The organism is Microbacterium sp. (assembly GCF_036823965.1).
Taxonomy (GTDB): Bacteria; Actinomycetota; Actinomycetes; order Actinomycetales; family Microbacteriaceae; genus Microbacterium.
Map to the genome: position 1 here is coordinate 232,962 of NZ_DAITBE010000006.1, position 15,776 is coordinate 248,737.

Genomic DNA, 15,776 nt, shown 5'->3' on the forward strand with positions numbered 1-15,776 from the left:
CGGGTGGATCACGGCGCCGGTCTGCAGGTAGACTGAAAGGCTGCTCAGCCGCATCGGAGTGCTGGGCTCGTCGAATCACAGGAGTGCAACATGCCCAGGGAACGCGGGGAGAAGGTCGTCGCGACCAATCGTCGCGCACGTCACGACTACAACATCGAGAAGTCGTACGAGGCGGGGATGGTGCTCACCGGCACCGAGGTGAAGTCGTTGCGCCAGGGGCGGGCCAACCTGAGCGACGGGTATGCGTTCGTGAAGGGCAACGAGGTGTTCCTCGACTCCGTGCACATCCCGGAGTACTCGCAGGGGCACTGGACCAATCATTCGGCGAAGCGCATCCGGAAGCTGCTGCTGCACCGCGAGGAGATCACGAAGATCGCCCACGCAGTGTCGGCCGGCGGCTACACGCTGATCCCGTTGAAGCTCTACTTCTCGGACGGCCGCGCCAAGATCGAGATCGCCCTCGCGAAGGGAAAGCGCGAGTTCGACAAGCGCCAGACCCTGCGAGAACGTCAGGACACGCGCGAGGCTGATCGCGCGATGCGCCTGCGCAACCGCGTCGGCGAGTAGCTCGCGCCGTCGGGCGCAGAGGCTCGGAAGCTCTGCTGCTCAGCGTCTCGGCTGCTCAGAGGCTCGGCTCGAAGCCGAACACGCGACCGAGGAATCGAAGCTCGCGCTCCAGCGCGTCGACGATCGTCTCCTCGCGGCGGAAGCCGTGGCCTTCGCCCTGGTACAGCACATACTCGTGGTCGATGCCGCGTGCGGCCAGGGCGTCTCGCACTGCCTCGGACTGCGACGGCGGCACGACGCGATCGTCTGCGCCCTGCAGGAGCAGCACCGGAACGTCGATGCGCTCGACGTTCGTGAGCGGCGAGCGTTCGACGTACAGCGCCTCTGCCTCGGGGAGCGGACCGACGAGCCCGGCGATGTAGTGCTGCTCGAAGTCGTGCGAGTGCTCGTCGAGCATCCGCAGGTCGGTCACGGCGTAGCGGCTGATCCCGGCGGCGAAGACCCCGCCGCGCACGAGGGCGGACAGGACGGTCCAGCCGCCGGCCGAGCTGCCGCGGATCGCGATCCTGGCAGGGTCGGCGAGACCTGTGTCGGCGAGGCCTCGGGCTGCTGCGATCACGTCATCGACGTCGACCACGCCCCACTGACCGTCGAGGCGTTCGCGGTAGGGGCGGCCGTAGCCGGTGGAGCCGCCGTAGTTCACGTCGAGCACGCCGATGCCGCGACTCGTGTAGAACGCGATCGCCGAGGATGCCGCGCCCGTCACGTGCGCGGTCGGTCCGCCGTGCACGAACACGAGGTACGGCGGGAGTTCGCCGTCACGCGCCGCGACCGTCGGGTTCAGCGGCGGGTAGACGAAGGCGTGGACAGGGCCGTGCTCGCCGTCCACCATGATCGGCTGCGCTGACGGCATCCAGCTCGGGTCGACGGGGGCGCCGCCCGCGATGGTCACGACCTCACCCGAGTCCACATCGACGCTCCAGACGCCTGGCGCGACTCGAGAGCCGTTGCCGCTGAGCAGCACCCGAGTGCCCTCAGCGGCGTCCACGCTCACGTGCCCGTCGGCCGGTACATCGAGCGGTCGACGGATGCCGTGCTGCGAGATGGCGTCGATCGCATCGCGGCCGTTCGTGCGCACCGCGACGATGCGCCCGTCCTCGAGCGGCTGATACCAGCGGTTGCCGAGCACCCAGAGGCCGTAGCCGGTGTCGGCATCGGCCGGCGCGATCGGGCTCGCAGGAGCAGCGAGCACGACGCCGTCGAGCGCTGCGCGATGCAGCGCCCAGCGGCCTCCGAGATCGTCGGTGAAGAGCAGATGCGCATCGTCCTGCCACTCCGGCTGCAGCGCGGTGCTGGCCGGGAGCTCGCCGAGGCTGCCATCGGCGATGGACAGGATGCGCAGCTGCGCGCTCTGCCACGGCATCCGTCGTCCACCCCATGCGACCCAGGCCAGGCGCGTGCCGTCGGGGGACAGTGCGGGGTGGGCGAAGAAGCCCTCGCCCTGCGCATGGACGCGGACCACCGAGGCATCGTCAGCGGCAGAGCCGTCGGTCGGGATCTCGACGATCCCGCGGACATGCGGCTCGACCGTGAGGTCCTCGCGCACGGCGAAGAGACGACCCTGCTGCATCCGGAGACCGCCGTGCGCTGGGCCCTCCGCCGTGAGCGGCGCCGGCTCACCGCCGGGAGAGAGACGGTACACACGCTGGTCGGCCGCGCCGACGAAGTAGAGGATGCCGTCGGCATCCGCCGTCCAAGCCCCGCCGCCGTACTCGTGCACTCGGGAGCGGGCACTCCATGGTGCGGGAAGGATATCCGAGCCGCTCGAGCTGCGCACCGTGAGACGGCCGCCCTGCGCCGGAACCGACTCGCCCCACCAGACCTCGTCACCGACGAACTTCGCCCCGTCGATGCGCGGCGAGGAGGAGGCGACCGAGGCCGGCGAGAACGGTGAGGCCCAGGACCCGAATGGCGCAGTCATGCACTGAGCCTATGCGCACCTCTGGGCACACACGAAGAACCGCCCTTCCCTGATCATGGGAGGGCGGTTTCGTCGGGGTGGTGTGTGGAGAGCGGATGCTCAGACGGAGCGAAGGACCGCCACGACCTTGCCGAGCACCGTCGCCTCGTCGCCCAGGATCGGTTCGAACGCCGAGTTGCGGGGGAGCAGCCAGGTGTGGCCGTCGCGGCGGCGGAACGTCTTGACCGTCGCCTCGTCGTCAAGCATGGCAGCCACGATCTCCCCGTTCTCCGCGCTGTTCTGGGAGCGCACGACGACCCAGTCGCCGTCGCAGATCGCGGCGTCGATCATCGACTCGCCGGAGACCTTGAGCATGAACAGGTCGCCCTTGCCGACGAGCTGACGGGGGAGCGGGAAGATCTCCTCGATCTGCTGCTCAGCCGTGATCGGAACGCCGGCCGCGATGCGCCCGACCAGGGGCACCATGGCCGCGTCTCCCACCGGGGTGGCCGTGTCGGCCGGGTTCTCGCCGCTCGTGCCCGGCAGGTCGATGAGCACTTCCATCGCCCTGGTCTTGCCGGGGTCGCGGCGCAGGTAGCCGCTGAGCTCGAGCTGCCCGAGCTGGTGCGTGACGCTCGAGAGCGACTTGAGTCCGACGGCGTCGCCGATCTCGCGCATGCTCGGCGGATAGCCCTGCTGCGCGATCGAGGTCTGGATGACCTCGAGGATCGCCAGCTGCTTGGGGCTGAGGCTCTTGCGACGACGAGTACGCGGTGCCTCGGCTTCGAGGGCTGAGTTCTCGCTCATGATGCTCCTTCGGTACGCGTTCCCGACGTCGCTCTTCGAATGTCGGTGGCCCGTGGTGGGGTGTTCCTATCGAAACCGTATCCGAGAATCGATCGAATCTGGAAGATCTGTTCGAGCGTGTCGGCTGATTCGCGGCTCAGGTTTCGAAGAATGCTTGACAGATATTCGAACTCGAAGATATCTTCGGAACGTAGCTTCGCATCCAGCACTCCCGGCCGAGTGGTGAATGCGAACGCTACGCCAACTTCCACCGGCCCGACGGGCAGGTGGCTGGACCTCCGGGCAACGGAGGGCGACGCAGAGGAGCACGACATGAGCACCATCACCTTCAGCACTGCAGCAGTCATCCCGGCACGTCCGGCGACGAAGCTCCGGCTGACGGTGCGCGGGCGCCGCGTGCTGCTCGCACTCGCAGCGCTGCCGCTCGCGTTCGGCATCGCCTTCGCGGCGATCAGCGGTGGCAGCGCCCTCGCCTCCGGCGAGGATGCCGGCACGGTGACCTTCTCGACCGTCACCGTGATGCCGGGCGATACGCTCTGGTCGATCGCGAGTGAGATCGCTCCCGGGGCCGACCCGCGCGACGTCATCGGCGACATCACCCGCTTGAACGCGCTGCCCACTGGCGAGCTGCAGATCGGCCAGGAGCTCGCGATCCCGTCGCAGTACGAGGGCTGAGCGCTTCTCGGAGCGTCACGATTGTCCGCACTCACCCCGAGCGTTCTAGCATGGGAAGGGTGACTGCCTCACTCGATGATCTGCCGCTTCGTGACGATCTCCGCGGGTTGACCCCGTACGGCGCTCCGCAGGCTCCGCTGCCGATCGCCCTCAACGTCAACGAGAACACCCATCCGATCCCTGATGAGGTCGCCAGCGACATCCTCGACGAGATCGCCGTCGCGATCCGAGACGTGAACCGGTATCCGGACCGGGAGTTCACCGCTCTCCGCGAAGGCTTCGCCGAGTACCTCGGCCACGGACTGCAGGCTGACCAGATCTGGGCGGGCAACGGCTCGAACGAAGTGCTGCAGCACATCCTGCAGGCCTTCGGCGGCCCAGGACGCACCGCGTTCGGCTTCGCGCCGACGTATTCCATGTATCCGCTCATCGCCCAGGGCACCGGGGCACGGTGGGTGCCTGGCGTCCGCCAGCCCGACTACACGATCACGCCTGACGAGGCCGCAGCCCAGGTGCGCGAGGTCGACCCCGACGTCATCCTGCTCTGCTCACCGAACAACCCGACCGGCACGCCGCTGGATCTCGACGTCATCGAAGCCGTGTACGAGGCTGCTCGCGGCATCGTCGTCGTCGACGAGGCGTACTGGGAGTTCGCGCCTCGCGAGGCGCCATCGGCGCTGTCGCTGCTGGAGGGCCGCCCGCGTCTCGCGGTCTCGCGCACCATGAGCAAGGCGTTCGCCTTCGCCGGCGCGCGAGTGGGGTACCTCGCCGCTGACGCCGGCTTCATCGATGCGCTGCGACTCGTTCGTCTGCCGTATCACCTGAGCGCCCTCACGCAGGCCGCCGCGGTCGCGGCGCTGCGCAACGCCGACGTCATGCTCGGCATGGTCGACGAGATCGTCGAGCAGCGCGACCGCATCACCGCGACACTCGAGGCGCTGGGCTATTCGCCGCACGAGTCCTGGTCGAACTTCGTCCTGTTCGGGGGCGTCGCCGATCCGAAGGCGACCTGGCAGCGGCTCTACGACCGCGGTGTGCTGATCCGCGATGTCGGCATCCCCGGTCACCTGCGTGTGACCGCCGGCACGGAGGCCGAGACGACGGCGTTCCTCGACGCCCTCGCCTCGATAGAATCGGCCTCATGAGCACTCTCGCCCTGACCCCGCGCACCGCCAGCCGAGTGCGCAGCACGTCGGAGTCCACCGTCGAGCTCGAACTGAACCTCGATGGCACCGGTGCGAGCCACATCGACACCTCGGTGCCGTTCTTCGACCACATGCTCACGGCATTCGCGAAGCACTCGCTCACCGACCTCACGGTGCGGGCCTCCGGCGACACCCACATCGACGCCCACCACACGGTCGAGGACGTCTCGATCGTGCTCGGCCAGGCGATCCTCGAGGCGCTGGGTGACAAGGCCGGCATCTCGCGGTACGGCGATGCCCTCGTCCCGCTGGACGAGGCGCTCGCGCAGGCCGTCGTCGACATCTCCGGTCGCCCGTACCTCGTGCACGAGGGAGAGCCCGCAGGTTTCGAGCACCACCTGATCGGCGGTCACTTCACCGGCTCGCTGGTGCGCCACTCGTTCGAGGCGATCGCGTTCAACGCGGCGCTGACCGTGCACGTCCGCGTGCTCGGCGGCCGCGACCCGCACCACATCGCCGAAGCAGAGTACAAGGCGTTCGCTCGCGCGTTCCGTCAGGCGAAGTCGCTCGACCCGCTGGTGGACGGCATCCCGTCGACCAAGGGCGCACTGTGACCCGCACGCCCACCGTCGCGGTCTTCGACTACGACTCCGGCAACGTCCACTCCGCGGTGAAGGCGTTGGTCGCGGCGGGCGCGGATGCCGTGCTCACGCGCGACCGGAAGGTCGCCCAGGAGGCCGACGGGCTGCTGGTCCCGGGCGTCGGTGCGTTCGCAGCCGTCCGGGAGGCGCTGCATGCGCACGGCGGCGACGAGATCATCGACCGACGACTTGCCGGCGGTCGTCCAGTGCTCGGAATCTGTGTCGGGATGCAGGTGCTCTTCTCGCACGGGGTCGAGCGCGGTCTCGACACCGAGGGCCTGGGGGAGTGGCCGGGAGCCGTCACGGAGCTCAACGCCCCCGTTCTGCCGCACATGGGCTGGAACACCGTCGAACCCGGCGACGGCAGCGTGCTGTTCCGCGGCATCGAGGACGAACGCTTCTACTTCGTGCACTCCTACGCCGCGCAGTCGTGGGAACTCGACGTCATCCCGCCGTTCCCGCAGCCCGCGCTGACCTGGACCACGTACGGCGACCCGTTCCTCGCAGCCGTCGAGAACGGACCGCTGTCGGCGACGCAGTTCCACCCCGAGAAGTCGGGCGAGGCCGGCATCCAGCTGCTGCGGAACTGGATCGGCTCGCTCCGCTGACCGAGCTCCACTGATCGCGCAGGTCGTTCGGACGGGGCGTTCGGTGCCTCCGAGCGTTCGGAGACCTCAGAAACCGCGGGCGACCGCTGCTGCGGCCGACAGCCAGGCCCGCTGCGTGCGCTTGCCGAGCGCGCCGTAGCGGAGTGGTCCGTCGACCATCTCGTGATCGAACGGCACGCTGACGACCTCGCGCGACAACGAGCGGTATCCGTCCATGACGTGTTCGATCTCGCTGGCAGTCGCCTTCGGGTCTGCCTGGGAGACCACGGCGACCGACCGCTGGGCGAGCCGGGCTGATCGTTCGTCGCGCTCCTCGAGCGCCTCGATGAGGAGCGCGCCCGCCTCGGCATGATCGGCACGGGTCGTCGTCGCGATCACGAGTTGATCCGCCTGGTCGATCATCCGGAGCCACATCGGGTCAGACTCGTCATTGCCAGAGTCGATGATGATCAGCCGGTAGAACTTCGCAGCCACCGAGTGGATCGCGTCGACATCCTTCGGACTCAGCCGGTTCTCGTGCGCGAGCCTGATCGGCTTCGAGCGCAGCACGTCGTACTTCTCGCGGGGCTGATGGTGCATGAAGTGCGCAAGATCTGCGGACTGCGCGCCGGTGCCGAGCAGGCGGCCAGCTTCCGGCAGCAGCTCGAGGAGTGTGCGGTCGTGCGCTCCGGTGTCGGTGCGCCAGCCGAGGGTGCCGCGCGTCTGGTTGTTGTCCCACGCGAGCACGCCGGCACCGCCGTAGCGGGCGAACACCGCCGACAGCAGGATCGTCGTGGGTGTCTTGCCGGCACCGCCCTTGCCGTTCACGACCGCGATCGTGCGCGGACCAGGCCAATGCTGGCTCACTGCGAGTTCGTCGTCGCGGGCGGACTGCTCCTCTGCGGACGGTCGCAGGCGGAAGCCCATTCGATTCAGCGTGCCACGGGCGCCCTCGCGTGCCGGCTCTTCCGGCCGCTCCGTCTGCAGGAAGGAGTGCCGCTCACGCTGCTCGCGTCGAGACACGGGCTCGATGAATGCGGGCATCACGTTCGCAGGTGCAGGTGCAGGTGCAGGTGCAGGTGCAGGTCCAGGTGCCGAGGACGCTGGCGTCACTGGGGCCGTGGATGCCGGCGGTGCCGGAACTGGTGGCGCCGCCGGCGCAGTGCGCGCTGGAGCAGCGGGCACGGTCGGTTCCGCATCCACGGGAGTGACGGGCGCGACCGGCGCCGCAGGCGTCGGTGCCGGGCGCGCGGCGGGATGCCGCGGCACGGTGTCAGTGGGCGCGGTCTCGAACTCCTCGAACGGAGAGCCCGCAGGCGGTGCCGACCTCGCCGTGGCCGGCGCTGCGGTGGGCGCTGGTGGCGTCGGACGAGGCGGTGCTGAGACGTCCTGAGCGCGGTCTTCGCGAGCCTCGGCACGGGTTCGACGGTACGGCGGCTGCCCAGGCAGAGCAGGCGCCGCTGCCGGCCGCGGCGGGACGGCAGGAACGTCGTCGGGGAACAGCGGGACCGACTCGACGAGCGGCTGCTGATCGCTGCGTCCGCGCGCGTCTGCACGCGGTGTGGCTTCATCGTGCGGTCCGGACATCATGCCTCAGCCTATCTCGTGCATTTCTCCTGCGTTTCTCCTGCATTTGGAGGGCGACCTGGGTCGCGATACCCTCGGTTCTCGTGCGTCCGTGACGGGTGTGCTCGGACCGCTGATCTGAATCCTCACCTTAGGAACCCATGAACGACTTCGCGCAGTCTCCCTCGCTCACGCTTCTCCCGGCCGTCGATGTCGCCGGCGGCAAGGCGGTGCGGCTCACCCAGGGTGAGGCCGGCACCGAGACGAACTACGGCGACCCGCTGGACGCCGCAGGGGAGTGGGTCGCGCAGGGCGCGAAGTGGATCCACCTCGTCGACCTCGACGCAGCCTTCGGTCGCGGCAGCAACGCGCCGATCCTGCGCAAGGTCATCAAGCAGTACCGCCACGTGAACGTGGAGCTCTCCGGCGGCATCCGCGATGACGCGACGCTGGAGGCTGCGCTCGAGAGCGGCGCGACCCGTATCAACCTCGGCACCGCCGCGCTGGAGAACCCGGAGTGGGCCGCCGACGTGATCGGCCGCTACGGCGAGGCGATCGCGGTCGGACTCGACGTGCGAGGCACCACGCTCGCAGCTCGAGGCTGGACCCAGGAGGGCGGTGACCTCTGGGAGGTCCTCGAGCGCCTCGAGGATGCCGGCTGCAGCCGCTACGTGCTCACCGACGTCACCAAGGACGGCACGCTCCGCGGTCCGAACCTCGAACTGCTGCGCGAGGTCGCCTCGCGTACCCCGAAGCCGGTCGTCGCCTCCGGCGGTATCTCGAGCCTGGACGACATCGCCGCGCTGCGCGAGCTCGTGCCGCTGGGCGTCGAGGGCGCCATCGTCGGCAAGGCCCTGTATGCCGGTGCGTTCACGCTGGCCGAGGCGCTGGATGTCGCCGGCGACGACTGACGACTCGTGCGGTCACGGGGATCACGGTCACGCCGACCACGATTCTGCGGCCGCCGGTCACGGCGATTCCGCGGGCGTGCCCTGGGAAGGTCGCAGCTTCGAATCGAATCCGCATGCCGGGGACGACGGCTCGGCCGACCCCGCGCTGCTCGCTGCGCTGCTGCGCTTCCGCGCCGGTGAGGGCAGTCAGGTCGAGGTCGTCGACGCCTTCCGCAGCGCGCGCGTGCTCATCCCGCTGATCGCGGAGAAGGGCGAGGAGGGCGTCGCCCCGAGTGGCCTCGCGGTGGACAAGACGCAGGAGCTGTCGATCGTGACGGTCGCCGCACCTGACGGACGTCGTGTGCAGCCGGTCTTCTCCTCGGTCGAGGCGATGGGCCGGTGGGATGCCGCGGCGCGTCCGATCCCGGTCGAGGCGGTGCGCGCAGCCCTCGCTGCATCCGCCGAGGAGACCGACCTGATCGTGCTCGACCCGACGTCTGACACCGAGTTCGTCATCCGTCGCCCGGCTGTCTGGGCGATCGCCCAGGGGCACGCCTGGGAGCCGAGCTTCCTCTCGCCCGAGGTGTTCGGCGCACTGCAGGCGAGCGTCGCGCACGAGCTCGCCGTGATCGATGTCGCCGTCGCCCCCGGCGATCCGGATGCGCGTCTGCGCGGCCCAGAGCTGGTCGTGGTGCTCGAGCTCGTGGACGGCCTCGAGCGCGAGGTCCTCGACGCCGTGCTGGCCCGCCTCGCTCAGCGCTGGGCGGCCGACGACCGCATCGCGGTGCTCGCCGACTCCCTCACCGTGAAGCTCCGCCGCAGCGCCTGAGAGCGCAGTGCTGCGGCGGGCGCCCCGCAGCGACCTAGTTGACCGGCCCTGTCCACTTCTCGCCCGGCCCCTTGCCGATCGGGTCGGGGATGACGGATGCCTCGCGGAACGCGAGCTGCAGGGAGCGGAGACCGTCGCGCAGCGAGCGAGCGTGCATGTCGCTGATCTCCGGGGCGCCGGCCGTGATGAGCCCTGCGAGCGAGTTGATCAGCTTGCGCGCCTCATCGAGGTCGAGCTGTGCTGCGGCATCCGGGTCGTCGGCCAGGCCGAGCTTCACGGCCGCGGCGCTCATCAGGTGCACGGCGGCGGTCGTGATGACCTCGACGGCGGGGACGTCCGCGATGTCCCGGGTGGCGGATGACGCGGCCTCCTCCTGTCGCGCCCAGCGCTGTTCGCGTTCGTGGTCTGCCTCGTGCTGGCCCGGAGTCGTCACTTCGCCTTGCTTTCTGTTAGACTTTGGCGGGCTCCGGAGCGTCATGCTCTGGAACGAAAGAGGATTCACTTCCCACCCGCGCTTGCCGTTCAAGGCTACCGGGTCTTGCACTCCACTGGTTCCGTCCGCACGACTGGGCCGGCAGGCAGGGTGCAGAGCCGGCGTCTGAATGCCGGTGGGTGGGGAGACGACTCCGATTTCGCCCGGGATGCACCTCGCATCGCGGTGGCCGAATCACATCGTCTAAGGAGTTCCGCATCAGCGATCCCCGTACCAATGAGCGCATCCGCGTCCCCGAGGTCCGCCTCGTCGGCCCCGCGGGTGAGCAGATCGGTGTTGTCCGCATCGAGGCGGCACTGCGCCTGGCACAGGAAGCCGACCTCGATCTCGTCGAGGTGGCCCCCAACTCGAAGCCGCCCGTGGTCAAGATCATGGACTACGGCAAGTTCAAGTACGAGGCCGCCCAGAAGGAGAAGGAAGCTCGCCGCAACCAGGCGAACACCATCCTCAAGGAAGTCCGCTTCCGTCTGAAGATCGAGGCGCACGACTACATCACCAAGCTCAAGCGCGCCGAGGGCTTCCTCAAGGCCGGCGACAAGGTCAAGGCCATGATCCTGTTCCGCGGTCGCGAGCAGTCTCGCCCCGAGCAGGGTGTGCGCCTCCTCCGCAAGTTCGCGGAAGACGTCGCCGAGCTCGGCACGGTCGAGTCGAACCCGACCATCGATGGCCGCAACATGGTCATGATCGTGGCTCCGCTCAAGAGCAAGTCCGAGGCGAAGCAGGAGCAGAACGCCGTCCGCGACGCGCAGCGCGCCGCGAACAAGCAGGCTGCCCGCGAGGCGAAGACCGAGACGGATGTCCCGGCCGAGGCTTCGGCGGAGTAACGCCCCCAGAACTCCCGCACCGCGGGTTGACAACGTCGCCTGAAAAGGCGCAATACGAAGGAAGAGAAGATGCCGAAGCAGAAGACCCACTCGGGTGCTAAGAAGCGCTTCAAGATCACCGGCAGCGGCAAGCTGAAGAAGCAGCAGGCCGGGATGCGCCACAACCTCGAGCACAAGTCGAGCCGTCGCACCCGTCGTCTGAACCAGGACCAGGTGCTCTCGAAGGCTGACACCAAGGTCGCGAAGAAGCTTCTCGGCCGCTGACGCGCCCGACGCACGAATAGGAACACAGGAAAATGGCAAGAGTCAAGCGGGCAGTAAACGCCCACAAGAAGCGCCGGGTCATCCTCGAGCGCGCAAAGGGTTACCGCGGTCAGCGTTCGCGCCTCTACCGCAAGGCCAAAGAGCAGGTCATCCACTCCCTGGTCTACTCGTACCGTGACCGTCGCAAGCGCAAGGGTGACTTCCGTCGCCTCTGGATCCAGCGCATCAACGCGGCTGCACGTCAGAACGGCATGACCTACAACCGCTTCATCCAGGGCCTCGGCCTCGCGGGTGTCACGGTCGACCGTCGTATGCTCGCCGACCTCGCGGTCAACGACGCAGCGACGTTCACCACGCTGATCGAGACGGCCAAGAAGGCGCTGCCTTCGGACGTCAACGCGCCGAAGTCGGCTGCGTAAGTCTCAGACGCCGCAGAGGGCGCTCTCCTTCGGGAGGGCGCCCTCGTGCGTTGTCTGCGGCGTACCGGACGCGGTCGTCAGCGCGGAATGGCACAAGCGGGAGTGCTGCGCCTCCTAGACTGTCATCGTGCTGGAGAACCCGCGGTCCCCCCGAGTCCGTGCTGTCGCGAAGCTGACGAAGCGCAGCGCGCGCACCGAGACAGGCCTGTTCCTCCTCGAAGGACCGCAGGCCGTCCGAGAGGCGCTCACCTACCTGCCCGATTCGATCGTCGAGCTCTTCGCGACGCCGAACGGGTGGGAGAGGCATCCCGACATCCGGTCGAAGGCGACGGATGCCGATATCGATGTCGAGTTCGTCACCGAGTACGTCCTGAACGCGATGGCCGACACGGTCACCCCGCAGGGGCTCGTCGCCGTGGTGCGCCAATCGCCGACGTCTGTGCGCGACATCTTCGCCGCGAACCCGCGTCTGGTCGCGATCTGCCAGGAGGTGCGTGACCCGGGCAACCTCGGCACGATCATCCGGGCAGCGGATGCCGCCGGGGCGGATGCCGTCGTGCTGACCGGTCGCACCGTCGACCCGTACAACCCCAAGGTCGTCCGCGCCACCACCGGCTCGCTCTTCCACCTGCCGGTGGCGATCGCCGGCGAGCTCTCGGATGTCGTCGAGCGCGCGCACGCCGCGGGGCTCCGCATCCTCGCCGCCGACGTCAAGGGCGACGACCTGCTCGCGGCGCGTGCCGAGGGACTGCTCGCCGAGCCGACCGCGTGGCTGTTCGGCAACGAGGCCCGCGGGCTCGAGGATGAAGCGCTCGACCTCGCCGACCGCGTGCTCAAGCTGCCGATCTTCGGGCGAGCCGAGTCCCTGAACCTCGCCACGGCGGCGAGCGTGTGCCTGTACGAGAGCGCGTTCTCGCAGCGCGCAGCCGCGGGCTGACCCGCTGGGTGGGGGACGGAGTCGATGAGGATTCTTATCGTGGAGGACGACGAACGCGTCGCCGCCGCTCTCGATGCCTTCCTCGCCCGTTCCGGCTACGCCACGGTGCGCGCAGCCGACGGCGCGCAGGCGCTGGATCTGCTGGGTGCCGACACCGAGGTGGTGCTGCTCGACCTCGGACTGCCCGACGTCGACGGGATCGATCTCTGCCGACGCATCCGCGGTCGCTCCGATGTCCCGATCGTCGTGGTGACGGCGCGCAACCAGGTCACCGAGCGCATCAAGGGGCTTCGCGCCGGCGCCGATGACTTCGTCGTGAAGCCCTACGACGTGCACGAGCTGCTGGCCCGGATCGAGGCGGTGACGCGACGGTCCCGGCCGGTGCGCGCCGCGTCCGAGACCCAGGTCTCGGTCCTCGATGGCGAGGTGCAGATCGATCTCGTCGCACGGCAGCTCCTGGTCGAGGGCGCCGCGATCGACCTCACTCGCAAGGAATTCGACATCGTCGCCGTCCTCGCCCGCTATCCCGGGGTCGCGGTGCCGAAGGAGCGGCTGATCCGCGAGGTGTGGAACACCGACTGGCGCGGCTTCGGGCATTCGCTCGAGGTGCACGTGGGCGCGATCCGGCGCAAGACCGGCGACCGCACGCTCATCGAGACCGTTCGGGGAGTCGGCTACCGGCTCGCGGGTGCCTGATCCATGCGCACCCGGCTCGTCGTCGTCTTCCTGGTGCCGGTGATCGCGATCCTGCTCTCCCTGGCCGGTGCGACCGGGTGGAGCGCGGCGCGCAGCATCCAGCAGGCGCTGTACACGGAGCAGCTCGGCGACCTCGGGTACTTCGTCAGCAGCGCACGGCAGGCGCTGCGATCAGGGAGCGAGACCGTCATCGAGGGGGAGGCGCAGCGATTCCAGGAGGTCTACGGGATCGATGTCACCGTGTTCGATCTCTCCGGCGGCGTCTGGGCGACCAGTGACCCCGGCCAGGATGTGCTCCCGGACGAAGACGCCGAGCGGGTGCAGCTCGCGCTGTCCGGCAGACGGGCGGAGGCTCCGGATCCGCCCTTCCCCTGGATCATCTCGGATGCTGCGGCCGTCGAGCCGGTGTTCGACGACGGCGATGTGATCGGCGCCGTGATGATCACCGCCGATGTCGAGGCGCCTCGGGCGGAGATCTTCCGGCAGCTGCTGGTGCTGTCTGCCGTCGCGGTGGTGTCGATCGCGCTCGGTGTGCTGCTCGTCGTGCAGCTCGCGCGATGGGTGCTGTCGCCGGTGCGCCGCCTGGACGACGCGATGATCGCGATCGAGCGCGGCGAGATGCATGCCCGTGTCGCGGAGGACACCGGGCCACCCGAGCTGCGCCGCATGACCCGGGTGTTCAACGACATGGCGGAGGAGATCGAGCGGGTGCTCACCCGTCAGCAGGAGTTCGCGATGAACGCGTCGCATGAGCTTCGGAACCCCCTGAACGCGCTGCTGCTCCGCGTCGAGCATCTCGCCACCGGCCTCGGTCCCGAGTGGCAGGGCGACGTGGAGGAGACACGAGAGGAGGGACGGCGGATGGCGCGCATCCTCGAGACGCTGCTCGGACTCGCGCGCCGAGGTCGCGCCGATTCGATGTTCTCTGCCGTCGACCTCTCGGCCCTCGCCGCCGACCGCGTCGATGCCTGGCGCGACGTGGCCGCCCAGCGGGGGATCGGGTTCGAGGCGCAGGCGGAGGGCGCCGTGATGAGCGTCACCGATCGGACGATCGTGGAGAGTGCGCTCGACGCCGTGATCGACAATGCGGTGAAGTTCTCGCCGGGCGGCTCGATGATCGATGTCGGTGCGCGACGCGACGGAGAGGCCGGCATGATCGAGGTGCGCGATCATGGGCCGGGGCTCCCGCCTGACCAGGTCGACTCGGCCACCGGCCGGTTCTGGCGCAGTGCTGACAGCGGGGATGTCCCGGGCACCGGGCTCGGGCTGGCCATCGCGACGGACCTGCTGACATCGATCGGCGGCGAGCTCTCGGTCTCGTCGCCTGACGACGGCGGTCTGCTGATCGCGTTGCGCCTGCCGGACGGAGCATCCGGATGAGCCGGCTGCGGAGACCCGTCCTCGCGGTCGTCATCGCCGTCGCGATGGTGCTCGGTCTGAGCGCCTGCACGTCGAGGGCCGGCGAGTGGACGGATCAGACCTATGCGATCGCCGGCGGCGGCACGACCGGTGTCTACTACGAATACGGCAGTCATCTCGCCGAAGAGCTCTCCGACGCGCTCGGGGTCGACGTCGTCGGGGAGGAGACGAACGGCTCGGTCGACAACCTCCTGCGGGTCGCCGAGGGTGACGCCCTGCTGGGGTTCGCACAGGGCGATGCGGCGGCGGATGCAGTCGCCGGCGTCGGCGCGTTCGAGGAGCCGCTCCAGGTGCGAGCCGTGGCGCGGCTCTACGACGAGTACGTGCACGTGGTCGTGCGGGCCGACTCGGAGGTCGAGAGCATTCCGGAGCTCGACGGCAGAACCGTGTCGCTCGGCGCTGAGAACTCCGGCGTCACCGTCATCGCAGGGCGCGTGCTCGATGCCGCAGGCATGGACCGTTCCGCAGTGCGCGATGCGCAGCTCGATCTGAGCGACTCCATCGCCGCGATGGAGCGCGGCGAGATCGACGGATTCTTCTGGGTGGGAGGTCTGCCGACGCCGGGCATCCGGGAACTCGCGGAGCACCTCCCGGTGCGGCTGCTGCCGATCGAGCTGGAGTGGGTGAACACCGTCAACGCCCGGTACTCGGATGCCTATCGTCCGGCGGACTTCCCTGCCGGCATCTACGGGCTCTCCGACTCGACGCCGACGATGGCGGTGCCCAACTACCTCCTCGCCGCAGCGTCCACGCCCGATGCGATGGTGCGCGATGTGCTCGAGGTGCTGTTCGACGCCCGCTCTCGGATGGGCAGCGAGGTGCCGGCCGTCGCGCTCCTCAACCGCAGGCAGGCCATCTTCACCGCCCCGGTGGAGCTGCATCCCGGCGCCGTGGACTACTACCGCGACAGCCGGCGCTGAGGCACCGCACGGTCGCTCAAGAAATCCTCAAGAATTCTCCGTCGTGCTTCGGCCTCTGCCAATGTGATGTCGATCACGATCGATTCGATGGAGAATCCGGATGCCTTCGAGCTGGTGCCGCACTGACAGGCGAGGACGCTCTCCATACCCCGATGACGTCGTGATCACCCCCGGAGGGGTGCTCATGGATCGACGTC

The 15,776-nt window shown here is 68.9% G+C and carries 19 protein-coding genes; 15 read left to right on the forward strand and 4 right to left on the reverse strand.

Annotated features, from left to right (window positions below; translation table 11 throughout):
- The first annotated feature begins 90 nt into the window (after positions 1–90).
- Entirely contained in the window at positions 91–567 is a 477-nt protein-coding gene (gene smpB / locus V7Z82_RS12335) for an SsrA-binding protein SmpB (RefSeq protein WP_045279791.1), read from the forward strand.
- A gap of 55 nt (positions 568–622) precedes the next feature.
- Here the strand turns inward: smpB and V7Z82_RS12340 are convergent, their stop codons facing one another.
- Both V7Z82_RS12340 and lexA read right to left on the reverse strand, forming a co-directional pair.
- On the reverse strand, positions 623–2,488 hold the full coding sequence (locus V7Z82_RS12340; RefSeq protein ID WP_334151845.1) for a S9 family peptidase: 1,866 nt from the start codon (positions 2,486–2,488) through the stop codon (positions 623–625).
- 99 nt (positions 2,489–2,587) lie between these two features.
- Entirely contained in the window at positions 2,588–3,274 is a 687-nt protein-coding gene (lexA, locus tag V7Z82_RS12345) for a transcriptional repressor LexA (protein WP_334151846.1), read from the reverse strand.
- 312 nt (positions 3,275–3,586) lie between these two features.
- Between lexA and V7Z82_RS12350 the strand changes: the two genes are divergently transcribed.
- The 4 genes from V7Z82_RS12350 to hisH are packed head-to-tail and all read left to right on the forward strand — an operon-like array spanning position 3,587 to position 6,343.
- Positions 3,587–3,949, forward strand: coding sequence for a LysM peptidoglycan-binding domain-containing protein (locus V7Z82_RS12350; protein WP_334151847.1), 363 nt, complete (start codon positions 3,587–3,589; stop codon positions 3,947–3,949).
- A 50-nt stretch (positions 3,950–3,999) separates the two neighbouring features.
- Positions 4,000–5,094 carry a histidinol-phosphate transaminase gene (locus tag V7Z82_RS12355; protein ID WP_334151848.1) on the forward strand — a complete coding sequence of 365 codons (1,095 nt, stop codon included), beginning with the start codon at positions 4,000–4,002 and terminating at the stop codon, positions 5,092–5,094.
- A complete protein-coding gene (hisB, locus tag V7Z82_RS12360; protein WP_334151849.1) occupies positions 5,091–5,708 on the forward strand; it encodes an imidazoleglycerol-phosphate dehydratase HisB in 618 nt (205 codons plus the stop codon). The genes V7Z82_RS12355 and hisB overlap by 4 nt, the downstream gene beginning before the upstream one ends.
- Entirely contained in the window at positions 5,705–6,343 is a 639-nt protein-coding gene (gene hisH / locus V7Z82_RS12365) for an imidazole glycerol phosphate synthase subunit HisH (RefSeq protein ID WP_334151850.1), read from the forward strand. The genes hisB and hisH overlap by 4 nt, the downstream gene beginning before the upstream one ends.
- 66 nt (positions 6,344–6,409) lie before the next feature.
- On the opposite strand, the gene V7Z82_RS12370 is transcribed toward hisH, so the two are convergent.
- Positions 6,410–7,366 carry a MinD/ParA family ATP-binding protein gene (locus tag V7Z82_RS12370; protein ID WP_334151851.1) on the reverse strand — a complete coding sequence of 319 codons (957 nt, stop codon included), beginning with the start codon at positions 7,364–7,366 and terminating at the stop codon, positions 6,410–6,412.
- Between V7Z82_RS12370 and V7Z82_RS12375 the strand changes: the two genes are divergently transcribed.
- The 3 genes from V7Z82_RS12375 to V7Z82_RS12385 all read left to right on the forward strand — a co-directional run bounded on the left by V7Z82_RS12375 (position 7,353) and on the right by V7Z82_RS12385 (position 9,607).
- Complete coding sequence (locus V7Z82_RS12375; protein ID WP_334151852.1) at positions 7,353–7,715, forward strand: hypothetical protein; 363 nt, start codon at positions 7,353–7,355, stop codon at positions 7,713–7,715. The genes V7Z82_RS12370 and V7Z82_RS12375 overlap by 14 nt on opposite strands.
- A 334-nt stretch (positions 7,716–8,049) precedes the next feature.
- Entirely contained in the window at positions 8,050–8,799 is a 750-nt protein-coding gene (gene priA / locus V7Z82_RS12380) for a bifunctional 1-(5-phosphoribosyl)-5-((5-phosphoribosylamino)methylideneamino)imidazole-4-carboxamide isomerase/phosphoribosylanthranilate isomerase PriA (protein ID WP_045279798.1), read from the forward strand.
- On the forward strand, positions 8,780–9,607 hold the full coding sequence (locus V7Z82_RS12385) for an SseB family protein (protein WP_334151853.1): 828 nt from the start codon (positions 8,780–8,782) through the stop codon (positions 9,605–9,607). The genes priA and V7Z82_RS12385 overlap by 20 nt, the downstream gene beginning before the upstream one ends.
- Positions 9,608–9,641: 34 nt before the next feature.
- On the opposite strand, the gene V7Z82_RS12390 is transcribed toward V7Z82_RS12385, so the two are convergent.
- A complete protein-coding gene (locus V7Z82_RS12390; RefSeq protein WP_334151854.1) occupies positions 9,642–10,040 on the reverse strand; it encodes a DUF1844 domain-containing protein in 399 nt (132 codons plus the stop codon).
- 257 nt (positions 10,041–10,297) lie between these two features.
- Here V7Z82_RS12390 and infC point away from each other — a divergent pair, with 257 nt between their 5' ends.
- The 7 genes from infC to V7Z82_RS12425 all read left to right on the forward strand — a co-directional run bounded on the left by infC (position 10,298) and on the right by V7Z82_RS12425 (position 15,579).
- Positions 10,298–10,924: a translation initiation factor IF-3 gene (gene infC / locus V7Z82_RS12395; protein WP_282217461.1), complete on the forward strand. Its 627-nt coding sequence runs from the start codon at positions 10,298–10,300 to the stop codon at positions 10,922–10,924.
- A gap of 69 nt (positions 10,925–10,993) precedes the next feature.
- Positions 10,994–11,188: a 50S ribosomal protein L35 gene (gene rpmI / locus V7Z82_RS12400; RefSeq protein ID WP_017828564.1), complete on the forward strand. Its 195-nt coding sequence runs from the start codon at positions 10,994–10,996 to the stop codon at positions 11,186–11,188.
- A 32-nt stretch (positions 11,189–11,220) separates the two neighbouring features.
- Positions 11,221–11,607, forward strand: a complete 387-nt coding sequence (rplT, locus tag V7Z82_RS12405; RefSeq protein WP_045279802.1) for a 50S ribosomal protein L20 — start codon at positions 11,221–11,223, stop codon at positions 11,605–11,607.
- Positions 11,608–11,734: 127 nt separating this feature from the next.
- Positions 11,735–12,544 (forward strand): TrmH family RNA methyltransferase, encoded by an 810-nt coding sequence (locus V7Z82_RS12410; RefSeq protein ID WP_334151855.1) that lies wholly within the window; start codon positions 11,735–11,737, stop codon positions 12,542–12,544.
- Positions 12,545–12,583: 39 nt separating this feature from the next.
- Positions 12,584–13,240: a response regulator transcription factor gene (locus V7Z82_RS12415; protein ID WP_334151856.1), complete on the forward strand. Its 657-nt coding sequence runs from the start codon at positions 12,584–12,586 to the stop codon at positions 13,238–13,240.
- Between the two features lie 3 nt (positions 13,241–13,243).
- Positions 13,244–14,620, forward strand: coding sequence for a HAMP domain-containing sensor histidine kinase (locus V7Z82_RS12420; RefSeq protein ID WP_334151857.1), 1,377 nt, complete (start codon positions 13,244–13,246; stop codon positions 14,618–14,620).
- A complete protein-coding gene (locus V7Z82_RS12425) occupies positions 14,617–15,579 on the forward strand; it encodes a TAXI family TRAP transporter solute-binding subunit (protein WP_334151858.1) in 963 nt (320 codons plus the stop codon). Before V7Z82_RS12420 ends, V7Z82_RS12425 begins: the two co-directional genes overlap by 4 nt.
- Positions 15,580–15,776: the final 197 nt, after the last annotated feature.